At 68.3% G+C, this 18,619-nt stretch carries 19 protein-coding genes; 5 read left to right on the top strand and 14 right to left on the bottom strand.

Annotation, left to right across the window (positions count from 1 at the left end; translation table 11 throughout):
* Positions 1-4 precede the first annotated feature (4 nt).
* Positions 5-1,273 carry a deoxyguanosinetriphosphate triphosphohydrolase gene (locus G6N46_RS09645; protein ID WP_133427278.1) on the bottom strand — a complete coding sequence of 423 codons (1,269 nt, stop codon included), beginning with the start codon at positions 1,271-1,273 and terminating at the stop codon, positions 5-7.
* A 63-nt stretch (positions 1,274-1,336) separates the two neighbouring features.
* Between G6N46_RS09645 and G6N46_RS09650 the strand changes: the two genes are divergently transcribed.
* Positions 1,337-3,295, top strand: coding sequence for a TPM domain-containing protein (locus G6N46_RS09650; protein WP_138248467.1), 1,959 nt, complete (start codon positions 1,337-1,339; stop codon positions 3,293-3,295).
* Between the two features lie 7 nt (positions 3,296-3,302).
* On the opposite strand, the gene G6N46_RS09655 is transcribed toward G6N46_RS09650, so the two are convergent.
* The 4 genes from G6N46_RS09655 to G6N46_RS09670 form a co-directional block, all read right to left on the bottom strand.
* Positions 3,303-4,142 carry an SDR family oxidoreductase gene (locus tag G6N46_RS09655; protein WP_138248466.1) on the bottom strand — a complete coding sequence of 280 codons (840 nt, stop codon included), beginning with the start codon at positions 4,140-4,142 and terminating at the stop codon, positions 3,303-3,305.
* 69 nt (positions 4,143-4,211) lie between these two features.
* Entirely contained in the window at positions 4,212-4,562 is a 351-nt protein-coding gene (locus G6N46_RS09660; protein WP_234880586.1) for a hypothetical protein, read from the bottom strand.
* Positions 4,563-4,645: 83 nt separating this feature from the next.
* A complete protein-coding gene (locus tag G6N46_RS09665; protein WP_138248465.1) occupies positions 4,646-5,845 on the bottom strand; it encodes an EspA/EspE family type VII secretion system effector in 1,200 nt (399 codons plus the stop codon).
* A 150-nt stretch (positions 5,846-5,995) separates the two neighbouring features.
* Entirely contained in the window at positions 5,996-7,381 is a 1,386-nt protein-coding gene (locus tag G6N46_RS09670; RefSeq protein ID WP_138248464.1) for a glycine--tRNA ligase, read from the bottom strand.
* Positions 7,382-7,531: 150 nt separating this feature from the next.
* Here G6N46_RS09670 and G6N46_RS09675 point away from each other — a divergent pair, with 150 nt between their 5' ends.
* Both G6N46_RS09675 and G6N46_RS09680 read left to right on the top strand, forming a co-directional pair.
* On the top strand, positions 7,532-7,888 hold the full coding sequence (locus G6N46_RS09675; RefSeq protein ID WP_061006768.1) for an ArsR/SmtB family transcription factor: 357 nt from the start codon (positions 7,532-7,534) through the stop codon (positions 7,886-7,888).
* Entirely contained in the window at positions 7,885-8,280 is a 396-nt protein-coding gene (locus G6N46_RS09680) for a Fur family transcriptional regulator (RefSeq protein WP_064860170.1), read from the top strand. The genes G6N46_RS09675 and G6N46_RS09680 overlap by 4 nt, the downstream gene beginning before the upstream one ends.
* 3 nt (positions 8,281-8,283) lie before the next feature.
* On the opposite strand, the gene G6N46_RS09685 is transcribed toward G6N46_RS09680, so the two are convergent.
* From G6N46_RS09685 to recO, 4 genes are read right to left on the bottom strand one after another with little or no spacing between them, the layout of a single operon-like run.
* Positions 8,284-8,688, bottom strand: a complete 405-nt coding sequence (locus tag G6N46_RS09685) for an NUDIX hydrolase (protein WP_138248463.1) — start codon at positions 8,686-8,688, stop codon at positions 8,284-8,286.
* Positions 8,689-8,695: 7 nt separating this feature from the next.
* Positions 8,696-9,109 carry a hypothetical protein gene (locus G6N46_RS09690; RefSeq protein ID WP_061006771.1) on the bottom strand — a complete coding sequence of 138 codons (414 nt, stop codon included), beginning with the start codon at positions 9,107-9,109 and terminating at the stop codon, positions 8,696-8,698.
* 25 nt (positions 9,110-9,134) lie between these two features.
* A complete protein-coding gene (locus G6N46_RS09695; protein WP_138248462.1) occupies positions 9,135-10,019 on the bottom strand; it encodes a decaprenyl diphosphate synthase in 885 nt (294 codons plus the stop codon).
* Positions 9,964-10,809 carry a DNA repair protein RecO gene (gene recO, locus G6N46_RS09700; RefSeq protein ID WP_133427272.1) on the bottom strand — a complete coding sequence of 282 codons (846 nt, stop codon included), beginning with the start codon at positions 10,807-10,809 and terminating at the stop codon, positions 9,964-9,966. Before recO ends, G6N46_RS09695 begins: the two co-directional genes overlap by 56 nt.
* An 80-nt stretch (positions 10,810-10,889) precedes the next feature.
* Here recO and G6N46_RS09705 point away from each other — a divergent pair, with 80 nt between their 5' ends.
* Entirely contained in the window at positions 10,890-12,317 is a 1,428-nt protein-coding gene (locus tag G6N46_RS09705; RefSeq protein ID WP_138248461.1) for an amidase, read from the top strand.
* Between the two features lie 150 nt (positions 12,318-12,467).
* On the opposite strand, the gene era is transcribed toward G6N46_RS09705, so the two are convergent.
* The 5 genes from era to G6N46_RS09730 form a co-directional block, all read right to left on the bottom strand.
* The gene (gene era, locus G6N46_RS09710; protein WP_138248460.1) at positions 12,468-13,382 is read right to left on the bottom strand and encodes a GTPase Era; all 915 of its coding nucleotides are present in this window, start codon (positions 13,380-13,382) and stop codon (positions 12,468-12,470) included.
* A complete protein-coding gene (locus G6N46_RS09715) occupies positions 13,375-14,715 on the bottom strand; it encodes a hemolysin family protein (protein ID WP_061009724.1) in 1,341 nt (446 codons plus the stop codon). Before G6N46_RS09715 ends, era begins: the two co-directional genes overlap by 8 nt.
* The gene (gene ybeY, locus G6N46_RS09720; RefSeq protein WP_020102089.1) at positions 14,712-15,248 is read right to left on the bottom strand and encodes an rRNA maturation RNase YbeY; all 537 of its coding nucleotides are present in this window, start codon (positions 15,246-15,248) and stop codon (positions 14,712-14,714) included. Before ybeY ends, G6N46_RS09715 begins: the two co-directional genes overlap by 4 nt.
* A gap of 4 nt (positions 15,249-15,252) precedes the next feature.
* A complete protein-coding gene (locus tag G6N46_RS09725) occupies positions 15,253-16,314 on the bottom strand; it encodes a PhoH family protein (RefSeq protein WP_138248459.1) in 1,062 nt (353 codons plus the stop codon).
* A gap of 149 nt (positions 16,315-16,463) precedes the next feature.
* Positions 16,464-16,679, bottom strand: a complete 216-nt coding sequence (locus tag G6N46_RS09730) for a hypothetical protein (RefSeq protein ID WP_061009718.1) — start codon at positions 16,677-16,679, stop codon at positions 16,464-16,466.
* 276 nt (positions 16,680-16,955) lie between these two features.
* On the opposite strand from G6N46_RS09730, the gene G6N46_RS09735 reads away from it, so the two are divergent.
* On the top strand, positions 16,956-18,608 hold the full coding sequence (locus tag G6N46_RS09735; protein ID WP_163692694.1) for an EspA/EspE family type VII secretion system effector: 1,653 nt from the start codon (positions 16,956-16,958) through the stop codon (positions 18,606-18,608).
* Positions 18,609-18,619 lie beyond the last annotated feature (11 nt).

Here is an 18,619-nt window from a genome sequence, read left to right on the forward strand (position 1 = left end):
TGATTCAGTCCAGCGGCCGCGGCGAGCGGGCTTCGTGGACGCGTTCCAGCCGGGTCTCGGTGTACGACGCGATCTGGTCGACGACCACCCGCAGGCGGGCGCCGTCGTCGTCGGCGAGGGCGAACTCGGCGGCGAACTGCGGGTCGAGACTCGCCGGGGCCTGGCCCCACAGCGACAGCGCGACCTCGCGGACCATGGTGCGCTGGTCGGCCTGAATCTGCAGGTGCTGGTGGTCCGACATGATGAATTGCAGCGCCAGCATCTTGAGCACCGCTACCTCGGCTCGGACCAGGGCCGGCACCGCGAGCTCGACGTCGAAACGGCGCATCGTCGCGCGGCCCGCCTGCTTCTTGGTCTCGGTGACGGCGGCATTGGCGAACCGGCCGACCAACTCACTGGTGAGCCGCTTGAGCGCGACGGACGTCGCGACCGAACCGTCGTACTTGCCGACGGCGGTGACCACGGGAAGCTGCGACAACCGCGCGGCGGCCGCCAGCATGTCGTCGTGCGTCACCGTCGGATGCGACCGGGCGCCGAGCTTGGCGAGGGTGTCGGCCGCGTCCGCGTCGGCGAGCACGCGCAGGTCGATGCGCCCGGAGATGATGCCGTCCTCGACATCGTGCACGGAGTACGCGACATCGTCGGCCCAGTCCATGACCTGGGCCTCCAGGCACAGCCGCTCGGCCGGCGCGCCCTCGCGCACCCAGGCCGCGGCGGCCGCGTCGTCGTCGTAGAAGCCGAACTTCACGCGGTCCTCGCGGAACCACGGGTACTTGATCACGGCGTCCAGCGCGGCCCGGGTCAGATTCAGTCCGGCTGAACGTCCCTCGCTGTCAAGCGTTTTCGGTTCGAGCCGGGTCAGGATGCGGAAGTTCTGGGCGTTGCCCTCGAAACCGCCGAACGGTTTGGCGATCTCGTCGAGCGCACGTTCGCCGTTGTGGCCGTAGGGCGGGTGGCCGATGTCGTGGGCCAGACCGGCGAGGTCGACCAGGTCGGGATCACAGCCCAGACCTACGGCCATGTGGCGCCCGATCTGCGCCACTTCGAGAGAGTGGGTGAGCCGGGTGCGCGGGGTCTCACCCTGGCGGGGCCCGACGACCTGGGTCTTGTCGGCGAGCCGGCGGAGCGCTGCGCTGTGCAGCACTCGGGCCCGGTCCCGCGCGAAATCCGTGCGGTGGCCGGAATCGGTGCCGGGCAGCGTGGCGCTCTTCGTGCCCTCCCCGACCAGCCGCTGCCGGTCGAAGTCGCTGTATCCGTCGCTTGCAATGCCCACGGCCGAAGTCTGCCAGCCCGGGCGCGCCCAACTACCACATACCCTGTCACTAGATTGGGCGGCATGCGCATGATGCGGCAGCTCTGGCTGATGATCTCGGTCCTGATCGTGGCGACGCTGCTGGCCCCGGCCGCATTCGCCGAGCCGCCGCTGCGGCTGCCGGACTATGTCACCGACCAGGCGGGCGCGCTGAACTCGCAGCAACGCAGCGAGGTCAACGGCGCCGTGCAACAGCTGTACGACAAGCGCGGTACCCGGCTGTGGGTCGTCTACGTCGACAGCTTCTCCGGGGCAAATCCCCGCGACTGGGCGGAAAGCACCTGGCGCAAAAGCTTTCTGGGCAACCACGACGCAATCCTTGCCGTGGCGATCCAGGATCGCGCCTACGCGCTCCTGGCCCCGGAGGCCGCAACCGGTGACGTGGACGTCGACCGCCTGCGCCAGGAGGTCGTCGAAGCCAAGCTGCACGACGGGGACTGGGCGGGGGCGGCCGTCGCTGCCGCCGACGGACTTCGCGGGGCGTCGTCTGCGCCGTTCAACTGGGTGGGCCTGGTGATCGCGCTCGCGGTCATCGGCGTCGCGTTCGCCGGGCTCATCTGGTGGGCCCGGCGGCGTCGCCGGCAGCGTCGGCAGGCCGATCTCAACGCCGCACAGCAGGCTGACGCCACCGATCCCGCGGTCCTGGCGAAGATGTCACCGGAGACGCTGGAGGACCTGTCCAAGTCGATCCTCGTCGAGGTCGACAACGCCGTGCGCACCAGCGACAACGAGCTGGCGCTGGCCGTCGGCGAGTTCGGCGAGCGCGACACCGCGCCGTTCACCACCGCGGTGCAGAACGCGAAAGCCGCCATGGCGCAAGCGTTCAGCGTGCGCCAGCGGCTCGACGACGCAGTGCCCGAGACGCCGCAACAGCGCCGGGAACTGCTGACGCAGGTGGTCCTCGCGGCGGCCCGCGCCGACCGAGAACTCGAGGACCGGCGCACCGCCTTCCATCAGCTTCGCGACCTGGTGATCAACGCCCCGACGCGGCTCGAGGCCCTCACGCAGCAGATGGTGGCCCTGACAGCGCGCATCGAGCCGGCCCAGCAGACCCTCAACGGGCTGCACGGCCAGTTCACGGAATCCGCGCTGGCCTCGGTGGCCGGCAACGTGGACGGCGCCAGAGAGCGGCTGACGTTCGCCGACCAGAACATCACCGCCGCGCGCGGTTTGGTCAGCAAGCCCGCCGACAGTCAGGCTGCCCTGGTCAACGCCATCCGCGCTGCCGAGTCGGCGTTGGGTCAGGCACAACGCCTGCTGGATTCGGTCGACAGTGCCGCGACCGATATCGCCCACGCCATCAGCGCCCTGCCCGCCGCGATCACCGATATCCAGAACGGCATCAAGGCCGCGGAAGCGGTACCGCCCGGCACGCACTACCCCGAGCTGACGGCCGCGCGTACCGCTGCGGTGCAAGCGGTTTCGAACGCCCAGGCGTCGGGCACGGCCGATCCGCTGAGCGCATTCACCCAACTGACCGCCGCCGATTCGCAGCTGGACAAGCTCCTCGCGACCATCTCCGAAGAAACCGCCGCAATGAACCGGCTGCGGCAGTCGTTCGGTCAGGCACTGCTGGCGGCGCAGTCCCGCGTGCGCGGCGTCTCCGATTTCATCGACACCCGCCGCGGCAGCGTCGGCTCCGAAGCCCGCACCCGGCTGGCCGAGGCGCAGCGCCGCCTCGAAGCCGCACAGGCGGCGCAGGCCACCGACCTGCCGGCGGCCATCGAACAGGCCAACGCCGCAGACGCCCTGGCCGCCCAGGCCCAGAACCTGGCCGACAACGACGTCCGCGCCGCCCGCCAGGCCTACGCCGGGACCGGCACGAGCACCGCCGGCGACATCGGCGGCATCATCATCGGCGGAATCCTGTCGGGCATGATCCGCGGCGGCGGCAGTGGCGGCGGCAGCCACGGGGGTGGTTGGAGTTCAACGAGTTTCGGCGGTTCCGGCGGCGGGTTCTCCGGCGGTGGGGGCCGGTTCTAGGTCGGCTCTAGCCTTGGGCGGCCGCGACGCGGGCGCGTTCCCGCATCGACGCCACCACCCCACCGTCGTTCAGGATGTCGGTGCCCGTGAGGTACCCGGCCTTGTCACTGACGCAGAACGCGAACAGCTCGGCCATCTCCTCGGCTTTGCCCCAGCGCGGCACGGCGGCGTTCACGACCATCGCGCCGGCGCCCGCGTCTGCCTCGAGTAGCCCCATCTCGGTGTCGACCGAACCCGGTGACACCGACACGATGCGCAGCCCCTTGGCGTTGAAGCGTTCGGCCTGCGAACTGCTGTACCACTTGACGAAGTTCTTGCTCACCCCGTAGGCCATGCCCGAGCGCAGGTCCTCGGGCGCGAACCCGCAGGCCGCTTCGATCCCGGCCAGGAACGCCGCCTCGTCGGTGAGTGCCAGCGGGAACTTGGCCGTCGGGATGATCTCCTCGGGCAGCAGATGCGCCGCCATCGACGCCACATTGACGATCGCCGCGCCCGCATCCGCGAAGCGGTAGAAGGCCTCGTTGACGTTCACCGTGCCGACCGCATTGGTGCGCGCCACGTAATCCGCCGGCCCCATGCTCGGACTGACGCCGGCGGTGTGGATCACCGACGCGATCGGGCCGAACTCTGTTGCGGTGGCGAATAATTGGTCCACCGCGGCACGGTCGGTGACATCGGCGTGGACCGGTAAGGCGGCGATCCTGAGAGCGGTCACTTCCGCCGCCGCGGCGTCGAGACGATCCTGACGCACGTCGGCCAGCACCACCATATGGTCCCGACCGACGATCTTGGCCGTCGCCAGGCCCATCCCACCGGCACCGCCGGTGATCACCGAAATGCGCGTCATGCCTCTGCACGCTATACCGAGAGCGCGACGGGATCGCCGACGGGTGCTGAGAGACTGCTCAGCAGCGCGCTACGTGGTGTACAGCGACAGGTGGACGTACACCTCGTCGGGCCCGCGTTCGTCGACGACGATCTCGCGGTTGACCACCTTGTGGTCCTTGGTGGTGACCTTGTCCTGCAGGAAAAGCGGCTTGGGCGCGGTGGCCGGCGCCGGTCCGGCGAGCACCGTGATGGTCTTCGGAACCTCGGACGGCCGCGGCTGCTCCGAGAACTGGGCCAGGAAGTCGCGAAGCTGACTGTCGGTCAGCCGCAGGGACAGGCGGTAGCGGGTGTCCCGGCCCGAATCGGTGGCGGTGGCAAGGACCTGCGCACCCTGCGGCAGCGTCACATCGCCGAACGCCGCGGCCGTCTCGGCAGACACCTTCGGGCCTCCTCTTTTCTCGGTCGAACACGCGGAGAATGCACACACCACCAGGACGGCGGCCAATACGCCGAGGTACCGCATCACCGGGGCACCCCGTCGTACGTTGCGACCGACGACGCTCCCGCGATCTCGAATTCCCTTGCCATGCCGGCGGTCTGGAGGCCGCCCATGTCCTTGTCGGTGATGGTGATCGGTCCCACCTCGGTCTCCTTGCCCTCGTCCCAGTTGTACTGATCCGCCACGTTCACCTGCGATTCGACGTGTACGCGTGGCTGCCCGCCCGGGGTGTCCGGCGGATAGACGGTGACCACCCCGCCGACCGACATGTCGACGCCGCCGACAGCGTGGTACCAGTCGGGATTGGCCTCGGCATCCATGTAGTAACCGTCCCAGCCGGTCCGGAACGCCACGGGTTGGCCGTACTGCCCCGTCGCCGCAGCCTCCGCAGCGATCCGGTTGACCTCGTCGTTGACCTTCGCGTCGGCGCGCGCCCGCATCTGCGGGATGTCGTTCATCATCGAGTTCACGTCCAGCTTGTAGGGCGTCCCGGTGTTGTCCAGGTAGTGGTCGAGAAGGTCGGCCGCGTGCGGCCACTTCAGACCGATCACCGGCAGCCCGGCTTCGATGGCGGCCTTGAAGGCGGCGTCGTCACCGCGCGCGTACCACGGCTGTGAGCCCCATTCCCCGGACCCGCCATCATGTTTCGCCCATGGCGGCGGCGCCGGAATGGCGTCTCCGGGGTGTTTGTCGGCGGGCTTGTCGTTCGGATCGCCGGGATCGTGTCCGTCCCGCCCGGTGATTTCGTCGTAGCCCGAACCGATCTCGCGGATGCGCGCCGCGATGGCATCCATATCCGCGTTCGACCGATTGAGGATGTCGGCGATCTCAGCGGTTCCTTTGGCCACCACGGGAAGCAACGCACGGTCGCCCTCGGCGGTGGGCGGCACGCTGGCGGCCGCGTCGACCACCCATTGCTTGACGGAGTCGAGGTCGCGACGGCCCGCCGTCACCACGGCGGCCGACCGGTCGACCTCGACGCCGAGGCGCCGGTCGAGTTCGGCGAGCCTGCCGATGGCCCCGGCATGCGCGCGATTGCGATCGTCGTATGCCTCGGCCGCGGTGCCCGACCACTCCCCACCGGGCGCCGCAGACAGCACTGTGCCGCGCAATTCGTGGAACTGGTCGCTCATGTCGAATTCGGCACCACCGACCGGCGTACCGGCCCCGAACGTCGCGCGCGCGTCGTCCCACGTCGACAGAAATGCGCCGAGAATCGTCACTGTCGCCCCCTCCGGCGTCCCTTACCCCTTGGCTCACAAGCCTATTTGAGTCCGAGCCCCGTTCCCGGCGGCAATTTCACGCGCGCAGTCCCCCAATAGAACTGCCCCTCTCCCGCAGGAAAGGGGCAGTTCGCCTGCTCGGCAGAAGCGTCAGCAGCCCTTGAGGCGCACCGCGAGGTAGTCGCTGACGGCGTCGATGGCGACGCGCTCCTGCGTCATGGCGTCCCGCTCACGGATCGTCACGGCGTGGTCCTCGAGCGAGTCGAAGTCGACCGTGATGCAGTACGGCGTACCGATCTCGTCCTGGCGCCGGTAGCGGCGGCCGATGGCGCCGGCGTCGTCGAACTCGGCGTTCCAGTTCTTGCGCAACTCGGCGGCCAGGTCGCGGGCCTTCGGCGACAGGTCGGCGTTACGCGACAGCGGCAGCACCGCGGCCTTGACCGGAGCGAGGCGCGGGTCGAGCTTGAGCACGGTGCGCTTGTCGACACCGCCCTTGGCGTTGGGGGCCTCGTCCTCGTGGTACGAGTCGACCAGGAACGCCATCAGCGACCGGGTCAGGCCGGCCGCCGGCTCGATGACGTACGGCACGAAGCGGGTGTCGGTGGCCTGGTCGTAGAACGAGAGGTCGACGCCCGAGTGCTCGCCGTGCGTGCTGAGGTCGAAGTTGGTGCGGTTGGCGATACCTTCCAGCTCACCCCACGGGTTGCCGGCGAAGCCGAACTTGTACTCGATGTCGGTGGTGCCGGCACTGTAGTGCGACAGCTTCTCCAGCGGGTGCTCGTAGAGCCGCAGGTTCTCGGGGTTGATACCGAGGTCGACGTACCACTGGAAGCGCGTCTCGATCCAGTACTTGTGCCACTCCGGCGCGGTCGACGGCTCGACGAAGAACTCCATCTCCATCTGCTCGAACTCGCGGGTGCGGAAGATGAAGTTGCCCGGCGTGATCTCGTTGCGGAAGCTCTTGCCGATCTGGCCGATGCCGAACGGCGGCTTCTTGCGCGCGGTGGTCACCACGTTCGCGAAGTTCACGAAGATGCCCTGCGCGGTCTCGGGGCGCAGGTAGTGCATGCCCTCCTCGGACTCGATGGGGCCGAGGTAGGTCTTGAGCATCATGTTGAAGTCACGCGGCTCGGTCCATTGGCCCTTGGTGCCACAGTCCGGGCAGACGATCTCGTCCATCGGCACGGCATCGGGGTCGTCCAGACCCTTCTTCAGGGCGTAGGCCTCCTGCATGTGGTCCTGACGGTGCCGCTTGTGGCAGTTCAGGCACTCGACCAGCGGGTCGTTGAACACCGCGACGTGGCCCGAGGCCACCCACACCTGACGGGGCAGGATGATCGCGCTGTCCAGGCCGACGACGTCGTCGCGCGACGTGACGACGGACTTCCACCACTGGCGCTTGATGTTCTCCTTGAGCTCGACACCCAGTGGCCCGTAATCCCACGCAGACTTTGTGCCGCCGTAGATTTCGCCAGACTGGAAGACCAGACCACGGCGTTTGGCCAGGTTGGCAACGGTGTCGATGATGGACGCCACGATGTTCGAGCACTCCTCGAGTCAGGTCGGATGCAACCCGTCCAGCCTAAAGGCCCCGTTCACCGGCCAATGTCGCACCCACCTTTGACATGCGTATGCGCGCATGGAAAGCTAAATGAAAACTATTTCCAATAGCCGGGAGTTGCCGGGGTGCCACCCACCACTACGCATGACGAGCTCGACCACCAGCACAGCGGTGCGCCGTTTCCGTCGTCCCCGCCGCGGGAGACGCTCGACGCCGCCGGCGACCTGCTGCGCGCCCTCGCCGCACCCATCCGCATCGCGATCGTGATGCAGCTGCGCGAGTCGCAGCGCTGCGTGCACGAACTCGTCGACGCCCTCGGCGTTCCGCAGCCGCTGGTCAGCCAGCACCTGCGCATCCTCAAATCAGCCGGGGTCGTGGCCGGTGAACGTGCCGGCCGTGAGGTGATGTACCGCCTGGTCGACCATCACCTCGCGCACATCGTGGTCGACGCCATCGCCCACGTCGAGGAGGAACGGCCGTGAGCGCCCCCACCCGCTCCACCAAGCAGCGGACCGCGATCGCGGCGCTGCTCACCAACGTCGAAGAGTTCCGGTCCGCACAGGAGCTGCACGACGAACTGCGCCGCCGCGGCGAGGGCATCGGCCTGACGACCGTGTACCGCACCCTGCAGTCGATGGCCGCGGCCGGACAGGTCGACAGCCTGCGCAACGACAGCGGCGAGGCGCTCTACCGGCGCTGCTCGCAGGCCCACCATCACCATCACCTCGTGTGCCGGCAGTGCGGCGCGACGGTCGAGGTGGCCGGTACCGAGGTCGAGGCCTGGGCCACCGAAACCGCTGCCGCACATGGCTTTTCCGATGTCAGTCACACCATCGAGATTTTCGGGGTGTGCGCGGCCTGCACCGGCGCCTGAGGTTCAGGGCTCGAGAGCCGGCCGGCTCCGCGCCCAATCCAGCACCGCCTCGGCCGTCAGCGGCGCCAACGCGATGTCGCCGGGTGCGTGCGGGTCGATCCAGGCCATCTCTTCGATCTCGGCGGCGATCTGCGGCACACCGTCGAGCGTCACGAAGAACAGCTCGGCGTCAACCGTGTGGCCGGGTTCGTTGGCCGCAATGGCGGTGTGGTGACCCAGCTCCCGCACGTCGGTGATGCCGACCCCGAGTTCCTCGCGGATCTCACGAGCCAGCGCGTCGACCGGCGACTCCCCCGGCTCGAGCTTGCCGCCGGGCTGCATGAACGCCGCTGTCCCGCGCTTGCGGACCAACAGCAGGTGCCCGCGCTCGTCGGCCACCACCGCGGCGACGATCCGGATGACGGTCACGCCGGCCTCACGACGTCAGGTCGGCCCGCACGTCGACACCGGTGGACAGCACCAGCATGACCAGGGTCGACAAGGCGTCGTCGGTGAGTCCGGCGGCCGGGAAGTTGTAGCGCAGCATCACGTCGCCGACCTTCTTGGCGCCGTTGGACCGCGGATCGCCGGCCCGCTCCACCAGCACCACCGAGCCGAGCATGGTGCGACCCGCGTGATCGGCCACGCGGTCACGAACCTTGTTGTCCAGCTTGATATCCCACGCCAGCGGCTGGGTCAGCGAGACCAGGTCGAGGCCCTCACCGATGTTCACCACGCGCAGCGACGCCACCGTCCCGTCGTGCGCGACGGTGAGAGCACCGTCGTTCTCTTCGACGATGGTCACCGAATCGGCGAGCACGGCTGCCAACCGCTGCAGCAAGTCCGACATCAGGCCCTCCCACTCAGGCACATTATTAGGCTCTGCCAAATCGACGATTGCGGTTGACGTATTCCTCGCACGCGGCCCACAGGTCGCGGCGGTCGTAGTCCGGCCAGAGCTTGTCCTGGAAGACGTACTCGGCGTACGCCGCCTGCCACAGCATGAAGTTGCTGGCGCGCTGTTCGCCCGAGGTGCGGATGAACAGGTCCACGTCGGGAATGTCGGGGCGGTGCAGGTGCTTGGCCACAGACGCCTCGGAGATGCGGCTCGGGTTGATCTTGCCCGCGACCGCCTGCTCGGCGAGCTCACGCGCAGCTTCGACGATCTCCGTGCGGCCGCCGTAGTTCACGCAGTAGTTGACGGTGATGACGTCGTTGCCGACTGTCATCTGCTCGGCGATGTCGAACTCCTTGATGACGCTGCTCCACATGCGCGGCCGGGACCCGACCCAGCGCATGTTGACGCCCATCGCGTTGAGGTTCTCCCGGCGGCGGCGCACCACCTCGCGGTTGAAGCCCATCAGGAACCGCACTTCTTCGGTGCTGCGCTTCCAGTTCTCGGTGGAGAACGCATACACCGACAGGTGTTTGATGCCCAGTTCGATGGCTCCGCAGGTGATGTCGATCAGCACCGCCTCACCCATCTTGTGGCCTTCGGTACGTCCGAGCCCGCGCTGGGTGGCCCAGCGGCCGTTGCCGTCCATGACGACGGCGACGTGGTTGGGTATCTGGTCGGCGGGAATCCGCGGCGCCACGGCCTTGGACGGATGCTGCGGCGGCCGCGCGAAGCGGCCGTTGGTGTTCGGTGGGAGTTCCGGAAAGACCACCGGCCAGGTCGAAACGTCCGGGAAAACCGGATAGTCGTCAGGCGCCTGAGGCAGCTGCGGATAGCTGGTCTTGCGCGCCCGGTTGAGTGCCATGGGCCATATCCTGCCTGAACGTGGTTACGCGCTGCTCGATGAGTGCGCTATCGGGTCTATACGCTCGCTCCACGAGCGGCAATGTCCGCAGCTTGCGCTCCAGATGCCACTGCAGGTGCGCGGCCACCAGCCCACTGGCCTGGCTGCGATGCCCCGCCGGCGAGCCGTTCGCAAACTCCCAGTCACCGTCGTGCAGCGCGGCCATCAGATCCAGCACACCCTGCGGCGGGGTGACCGACCCCGACGGCCGGCAGTGCACGCACACGCTGCCGCCCGCCGCGACATGGAACGCGCGATGCGGACCGGGTGCGGCGCAACGCGCACACTCGGTGATGGCCGGCGCCCAGCCGGCGATCCCCATGGCCCGCAGCAGATAGGCGTCGAGCACCAGTTCACGAGACCGGCTGCCGTCCGCGACGGCCCGCAGCGCGCCGACGGTGAGCCGCTGCAGCGCCGGCATCGGGTTCCGTTCCTCACCGGCCAGCCGCTCGGCGGTCTCCAGGATGGCGCAGCCGCAGGTGTAGCGGCCGTAGTCGTTGACGATGTCGGCGGCGAACGCGTCGAGCGACACCACCTGGGTGACGATGTCGAGGTTGCGGCCGGGATGCAGCTGCACGTCGATGTGGGCGAACGGCTCCAGCCGCGAGCCGAACTTGCTGCGGGTCCGCCGCACGCCTTTGGCCACCGCGCGGACCAGCCCGTGGTCGCGGGTGAGCAGCGTGACGATCCGGTCGGCCTCGCCGAGCTTGTGCTGGCGCAGCACGACCGCTCGATCCCGGTACAACCGCATCGGGAGATTGTCCCATCGCGCACCGACAACTCGGGTTAGGCAGCGCCGGGCGATGTCGTCAATCTATTCTCGAAATCGACATGGTCGAACCATCCGCTCCGCCCCGATTCCCGACTCTGACCCAGCAGCTGTACCGGCTCGCGAGCGGCGCGGTGACGTCACAGCAGATCGTGCGGCAGTCGCTGGATGCCATCGCGGCCAGTCAACTCGAGCTGAACGCATTCCGGGTGATCTTCACCGAGCAGGCGCTGGCCGACGCCGCCGAAGCCGACCGCAAACGCGCTGCCGGACAACGCCTTCCGCTCCTCGGCGTGCCCATCGCGATCAAGGACGACGTCGACGTCGCGGGCGTGCCCACCCGGTTCGGCACCGACGGCGACGTGCCCCCGGCCACCGCGGACGCCGAGGTGGTGCGCCGGCTCAAGGCGGCCGGTGCGGTGATCGTCGGCAAGACCAACACCTGCGAACTCGGCCAGTGGCCGTTCACCAGCGGACCCGGTTTCGGGCACACCCGCAACCCCTGGTCGCGTGGGCACACCCCGGGCGGCTCGTCGGGCGGTAGCGCCGCGGCCGTCGCGGCCGGATTGGTCACCGCCGCAATCGGATCCGACGGTGCGGGCAGCGTCCGCATCCCCGCCGCGTGGACGCATCTGGTCGGCATCAAACCGCAACGCGGGCGGATCTCCACCTGGCCGCTGCCCGAGGCGTTCAACGGCATCACGGTCAACGGGGTGCTGGCCCGCACGGTCGCCGACGCCGCACTGGTGCTCGACGCGGCGTCCGGCAACGTCGACGGTGACATCCACAAACCGGCACCCATCGCGGCCGCCGAGGCCGTCGGCCGGGCGCCGGGCCCTCTGCGCGTCGCGTTGTCTACCAAGTTCCCGTTCACCGCGTTCCCCGCCAGGCTGCATCCGGAGATCCGGGCCGCGCTGAACACCGTTGCGGGCCAACTGGAAGAGCTCGGACACACGGTCCGGCCCGACGACCCGGAGTACGGACTGCAACTGTCCGTGGACTTCCTGGCCCGCTCGACATCGGGACTGGCCGAGTGGCGCCACCGTGTCGGCCCCGGCGTGGCGCTGGACCGTCGTACCCGCAGCAACATCCGGACCGGGTGGCTGTTGTCGGAGCACGCCCTCCGGCAGGCACGGCAGCGCGAAAAGTCCCTCCAGCGCCGGATCGGCTGGATTTTCAACCTGTACGACGTGGTGTTGGCGCCGACCACCGCGCAGCCCCCGCCGCTGATCGATGCCTTCGACCGGCTCGGCAGCACTGCCACCGACCGCGCCATCATCGCGGCCTGCCCGGTGTGCTGGCCGTGGAACGCGCTCGGCTGGCCGTCGATCAACATCCCGGCCGGCTTCACCGCCGACGGGCTGCCCATCGGCGTGCAGCTCATGGGTCCCGAGGGCAGCGAGCCGCTCCTGATCTCCCTGGCCGCCAGCCTGGAGGCGATCACCGGTTGGGCCACCAAGCAGCCCACTGACTGGTGGTCCCAGCCCTAGCTCATCTCCCGCGAGCGTGCGTGTTTGCCCGCGACACGCCGCGCGAACCGAGCACTATCGTCGCGCTCGCGGGCCGCGAGCGTGCCCGGACGGCGCACCAAGCCCCGCGTGTTGCCTGCAGACACGCACGCTCGCGGAAGTGGGGGAATTCTAAAAGCCGAGCTTTCCAAGCTGTTTCGGGTCGCGCTGCCAATTCTTGGCGATCTTCACGCGCAGGTTCAGATACGCCTTGGTACCGAGCAGCTTCTCGATCTGCGTGCGCGCCGCCGTGCCGACCTCACGCAACCGGGAGCCGCCCTTGCCGATGACGATGCCCTTCTGGCTGTCGCGCTCGACGTAGATGATGGCGTGGATGTCGCACATCTCGCCCTGCTCCGGGGTGCGGCCGTCGCGCTCGGTGAACTCCTCGATGACCACCGCCAGCGAGTGCGGCAGCTCGTCGCGCACGCCTTCCAGCGCAGCTTCGCGGATGAGCTCGGCGATGAGCACTTCCTCGGGTTCGTCGGTGAGCTCGCCATCGGGATAGAACGCCGGCCCCGGCGGCAGCTTGCTGGCCAGCACATCGATCAGGACGTCGACCTGTTCGCCCGCCACCGCCGACACCGGCACGATCTCGGCCTTGCCCTCGGTGAGCTCGCTGACCGCCAGCAGCTGCGCGGCCACCTTGTCGCGCGGCACCTTGTCGGTCTTGGTGACCACCACCAGCAGCGTGGTTCGCGGTGCGACGGTACGGATCTGCTGATAGATCCAGCGGTCGCCGGGTCCGATGGCCTCGTCCGCCGGGATGCACAGGCAGATGACGTCGACCTCGGAGTACGTGTCCTTGACCAGTTCGTTGAGGCGCTGGCCGAGCAGTGTCCGCGGCCGGTGCAGGCCGGGCGTGTCCACCAGGATGATCTGGAAGTCCTCGCGGTGCACGATGCCACGGATGGTGTGCCGGGTGGTCTGCGGCCGATTCGACGTGATCGCGACCTTGGTGCCGACGAGCGCGTTGGTCAGCGTCGACTTGCCGGTGTTCGGCCGGCCGACCAAACAGACGAAGCCGGAACGGAATTCGTCACTCATCGGGTTCTCCTTCTTCAACATCCTCAGCGCGTTCTGGCTCGACGGGTATCACCAGCACGGTCCCGATCCGGACCCGGCCGCGGTGGTCCCGGCCGCCCTCGGCCCGCAACTGGAGGGTCGCCGGATGCTGCGATCGATGCGACGGGAACGACACCCGGACCTCGGCGCCCGGCAACGGCACGCGCCCCAGTTCGTGTGCCAGGAGCCCGCCGACGGTGTCCACGTCCAGGTCGCCGTCGACCTCGAACCCGCACAGTTCGGCCAGGTCCTCCAGTGGCAGCCGGGCCGATACCCGAAACCGGTTGTCGCCCAGTTCTTCTACCGGCAACACCTCGTCGGTGTCGTATTCGTCGGCGATCTCACCGACGATCTCCTCCAGCACGTCCTCGATCGACACCAGACCGGCGATCGCACCGTATTCGTCGACCAGCAACGCCATGTGGTTGCGGGTGCGCTGCATCTCGTTGAGCAGGGCGTCGAGTGGTTTGGAGTCCGGCATGAACACCGCGGGACGCATCACCGCGGCAACCTTGGTCTCGCGGCCGCCGTTCGTGGAGTTGTAGGTCTGCTCCACAAGGTCTTTGAGGTAGACGACGCCGACGACGTCGTCCACGTTCTCCCCGATCACCGGGAGCCGGGAGTGCCCGCTGCGCACCGCCAGCGACGTCGCCTGCCCGGCCGACTTGTCGCTCTCGATCCACACCATCTCGGTACGGGGCACCATGACCTCGCGGGCAGGGGTGTCGCCGAGTTCGAAGACGGACTTGATCATTCGCCGCTCTTCGGCGGCCACGACACCACGCTGCTGCGCGAGGTCGACGACCTCGAGCAGCTCGATTTCCGAGGCGAAGGGTCCGTTGCGGAAGCCCCGGCCCGGTGTCAGGGCGTTTCCGATGAGCACCAGCAACCGGCTGATCGGGGTCAGCAGCACCGCGATCACCTGTAGCGGGAGCGCCGACAGCAGTGAGATCGAGTAGGCGTTCTGCCGCCCGACGGTGCGGGGGCCGACGCCGATGGCCACGAAGCTGACGACGACCATGATGGCGGCCGCGGACACCAGTGCCCACCCCCGGCTCAGCTGTTCATCGAGATAGTCGACGAGCATGACGGTTGCCGACGCCTCGCAGACAACCCGAAGCAGCACAACGAGGTTGACGTACTGCGGCCGGTTCCGGACGATCTTCGCCAGCCGCACCGCACCGGGCCGCTCATCGCGGATCAGCTCATCGACGCGGGCGATCGAGACGGTGTTGATGGCGGCATCGATCGCCGCGAACAGCCCGCCGATCACGACGAGCACTATGGCGCCGATCAACGGCGTCAACCCGGTCACGGTTCGTCGAAGTACCGCGACTTGTCCAGCAGCCGGCGGTCTTTCTCGGTCTGCCGATCCTTGTGGTAGGCGTGCACCTGGTCGGCGACCCACTCTTCGAGCAGCTGACGCTGCAGGTCGAACATCTCTTTTTCTTCGTCCGGCTCGGCGTGGTCGTAGCCCAGCAGGTGCAGCACGCCGTGCACGGTCAGCAGCGCCAGCTCATGGCCCAGCGAATGTCCCGCGGCCTCAGCCTGATTCGCGGCGAACTCGGGACACAGCACGATGTCGCCGAGCATCGAGGGCCCCGGCTCTGGCGCGTCCGGGCGGCCGCCGGGTTCGAGCTCGTCCATGGGGAAGCTCATCACATCGGTCGGGCCCGGCAGGTCCATCCAGCGCATGTGCAGGTCGGCCATGGCCGACTGGTCGACCAGCACCATCGAGAGTTCAGCGGCGGGGTTCACGTCCATCTTGGAGATGACGAACCGCGCGACGCTGATCAGCTCGTCTTCGGATACGTCGATTCCCGACTCGTTGGAAACCTCGACCGTCACCCCGTCACCGCCTCGTCCGGCCGGTGGATCGGCGGTGCGCACGGTTGGCCAGACCGTGCTCGCTCACTTTGGCTTCCGCGGCTTCGTACGCGTCGACGATTTCCGAAACCAGCTTGTGGCGCACCACATCTGCACTCGTGAGCTCCGCGATGTGGATGTCGTCGATGCCGTCGAGCACCTCGACGGCCGACCGCAGACCCGACTTCGATCCGCCCGGCAGGTCGACCTGGGTGACGTCACCGGTGACGACGATCTTGGACCCGAAACCCAACCGGGTCAGGAACATCTTCATCTGCTCAGCGGTGGTGTTCTGCGCCTCGTCGAGGATGATGAAGGCGTCATTGAGGGTTCTACCCCGCATGTAGGCAAGCGGCGCAACCTCGATAACCCCCGCCGCCATGAGCTTCGGGATCATCTCGGCGTCCATCATGTCGTGCAGCGCGTCGTACAGCGGCCGCAGATACGGGTCGATCTTCTCGTTGAGCGTGCCCGGCAAGAAGCCGAGCCGCTCCCCGGCCTCGACGGCGGGACGCGTCAGGATGATGCGGCTGACTTGTTTGGTCTGTAATGCGCTGACGGCCTTGGCCATTGCGAGATAGGTCTTGCCGGTACCGGCGGGGCCGATGCCGAAGACGATGGTGTGGGCATCGATGGCGTCGACGTAGCGCTTCTGGTTGAGCGTCTTGGGCCGGATCGTCTTGCCGCGCCGCGACAGGATGTCGAGCGTCAGCACCTGCGCCGGCGACTCGGCGTCGGCGCCGTCGAGCATGCCGACGCTGCGACGGACGACGTCGGGGGTCAGCGTCTGACCGCCGGCGGCGATCGTGATCAGCTCACTCACCACGCGCTCGGCCTTGGCCACGTCGGCGGGCGAACCGGATATCGACAGCGAGTTGCCGCGCACGTGGATGTCGGCTGTCAGGAGATTCTCCAGGGCTCGCAGATTCTCGTCGGCCGAGCCGAGCAGGCCCACGACAAGATCAGGCGGAACAGTGATGCTGCTTCGAACCGACGGGTCGAGCTCCGAGGAGCGCGACGCAGCGGCGTTCGTATCGCGGGGCGTCACGTGGTTTTCGATGCCTGCTTTCTGGTGTAGAGCTGAGGAGCACATTCTACCGCCGGGCCGCGGGGACGCCCAACGAGTTGGCTGGTCACGCAACCGCGGGCGGCACCTTTCGGTGCCGCCCGCGGGTTGCGTAGTAGTTGGGTCGCCGATTACCGGCTCTGGTGGACGTTGGTGTCGACCTTGGGCGACTTGGCGCCCTGGTGCACGTCATCCAGCCAGTTCAGGTGATCAACTCCCGTCGGCACCACTGTTGCCTGCACCCCTGTCGGGGCCGGTCCGGTGGCGGCTACGGCGGGAACGGCGAACCCCATGGCACCGGCGGCCAGGCCACCGGCGATAACTGCTGCAATTCCGAAATTCTTCATGGAGTGTTCCCCTTCGCGTCTTCTGTCCGTCTTTGTCCCCTTGCGGCCCGAGCCGCTGTGACATCCATGTAAACAGGCAGGTCAAAGGATTAATTCCGCTGGCAGGAAATTAGTGTTTACTGGCAGGAATTGCTGTAACCCAGGCCACACGGTTCGGCCCCTCCGACCGCCCCACAGAGTTCCGAATTAGCGCAATGGAGGGGCGTTCAGCGCTGTTAGGCTCGAATTCACCGGCGAGGGTCCGCCGGGGCGATGAGGAATCGGGGAGGGTTCTGCATGGGTCCGCGTCATAGTCATGGCGGCAGTCACCACGGCGGCACCAGCCATCCATCGCCGAGCTCCCGTCACAACCGGCACGGCGACGACGAACCCACCCAGGTCATCCCCCGCCCGCACCGCGACGACCCCCGGCACCGCCGCGGCGACGATCACGACGGCAACTCGCACCGGCGCGACCACGACGGCGGTGACAGCCCGAGCCTCGGCGAGAAGATCAACGACATCCTCGACAAGGCCAACGACGTCCTGGACACCGCATCGGACATCGCGGACAACGTCAAGAAGCTGATGGAGGGCGACCCGATGGGCGCCGTCGGACTGCTCAGCGATGCCGGCGACATCGCCAAGATGCTGATGCCCGCGGCCGCGGGCACACCCATCATCGAGGGTGGTTTGTGGGCCCTGGACCTCGCGGGGCTCGGTTTCGGCATCGGCGATCCGGACACCGGTGAATCGTTCTCCGATGGCGCCGGGCTCTTTCAGGCCGCCGGCGACGGGCTCAGCAGCGCCTATCCGACCGTGTGGAAAGGCACCGCCTCCACGGCCTACTCCAACCGTAACGCCGAGCAGATCGGCAGCGCCGAACAGCTGCTGCAGGCCGACAATCTCGTCGTACAGATCCTGAGCGCCGAGGCCCAGCAGGTGGACGCCGGACGCCAGCAGATGGACAACATCGCCACCTGCCTCGGCGCGATGATCCCCGTCTGCCTCGCACTGGAGGCGACGGTCATCGGCGCCCCCGAGTCGCTCGCGCTACAGGCCGCATCGGTCGCCGTCGCCGCCGCGGCCTCGGCGCTGACGATGAACAACATGATGGCCCAATCATCGAGCAACGCAGCGCAATTGAGCCAGGCGACGAGCATGTACCAGAGCGCGTCGCACGCCCCTCCGCTGAGCACCATGCCGCCGCCCGCGAAAAAGCCGGGCGACGGACCAGATTTCGGCAACGCCGATCCCAATGCGCCGGGCAACCCCAACCAGCCCGGGACGCCGGGAACAGGCACGCCGTCCGGCCCGCCGACGAGCAACCCGCCCGGCACCGGCAGCCCGACGGGCACCGGCGGCGGCGGATCCGGTGGCGGTTCGGGCTCCGGTGGTGGTTCGGGTTCCGGCGGCGGTTCGGGGTCCGGCGGCGGCGCACCGAGCATGCCGAAGATGCCCGAAATGCCCTCCATGCCAGCGGCATCGGGTGCGGGCACCGGCGCAGGCGCCGGCATGGGCGGTATGCCGTCCCTGCCGCAGATGGGCGGCGGCTCCGGCAGTGGGGGCGGCGGCGGCCTGCTCGGCACCCTCGCCGGCCTGGCCGGCCAGGCGGCACAAACCGCGACGCAGGCAGCTCAGGCCGCCCAGCAGGGCAAGCAGGATCCGAACGCCCAGGATCCCAATGCGCCCGGCGAGGACAAGGACGGCGACGGCAAGCCGGACGATCCGGCCGCCGATCCCAATGCCCAACCCGCGCAGGAGAATCCGCCGGGCGCCGCGGCCGGGGCCGAGTCCCCTGCCGGACGCGCACCCATTCAGGTGTCGTTCGATGACGGCGCCCACCACGTCGAGGTGGCCGTCGACCCCGACACCGCCAAGGGCCCGGTGCACGTGAGCCTCGACCCGGCGAATCCCACTGCGCCCCCGCGCATCACGACCGAAATCTAGCTTTCCCGAAA

This window comes from Mycolicibacterium phocaicum (assembly GCF_010731115.1).
Lineage (GTDB): Bacteria > Actinomycetota > Actinomycetes > Mycobacteriales > Mycobacteriaceae > Mycobacterium > Mycobacterium phocaicum.

Excerpts from the sequence above, each read along its gene's own strand:
- G6N46_RS09650 (WP_138248467.1), top strand. The coding sequence starts at position 1,337 with ATGCGCATGATGCGGCAGCTCTGGCTGATGATCTCGGTCCTGATCGTG.
- G6N46_RS09690 (WP_061006771.1), bottom strand. The coding sequence starts at position 9,109 with ATGTCGGACTTGCTGCAGCGGTTGGCAGCCGTGCTCGCCGATTCGGTG.
- G6N46_RS09735 (WP_163692694.1), top strand. The coding sequence starts at position 16,956 with ATGGGTCCGCGTCATAGTCATGGCGGCAGTCACCACGGCGGCACCAGC.
- G6N46_RS09730 (WP_061009718.1), bottom strand. The coding sequence starts at position 16,679 with ATGAAGAATTTCGGAATTGCAGCAGTTATCGCCGGTGGCCTGGCCGCC.
- G6N46_RS09695 (WP_138248462.1), bottom strand. The coding sequence starts at position 10,019 with ATGGCACTCAACCGGGCGCGCAAGACCAGCTATCCGCAGCTGCCTCAG.
- G6N46_RS09655 (WP_138248466.1), bottom strand. The coding sequence starts at position 4,142 with ATGACGCGCATTTCGGTGATCACCGGCGGTGCCGGTGGGATGGGCCTG.
- era (WP_138248460.1), bottom strand. The coding sequence starts at position 13,382 with ATGAGTGACGAATTCCGTTCCGGCTTCGTCTGTTTGGTCGGCCGGCCG.
- G6N46_RS09705 (WP_138248461.1), top strand. The coding sequence starts at position 10,890 with ATGGTCGAACCATCCGCTCCGCCCCGATTCCCGACTCTGACCCAGCAG.
- recO (WP_133427272.1), bottom strand. The coding sequence starts at position 10,809 with ATGCGGTTGTACCGGGATCGAGCGGTCGTGCTGCGCCAGCACAAGCTC.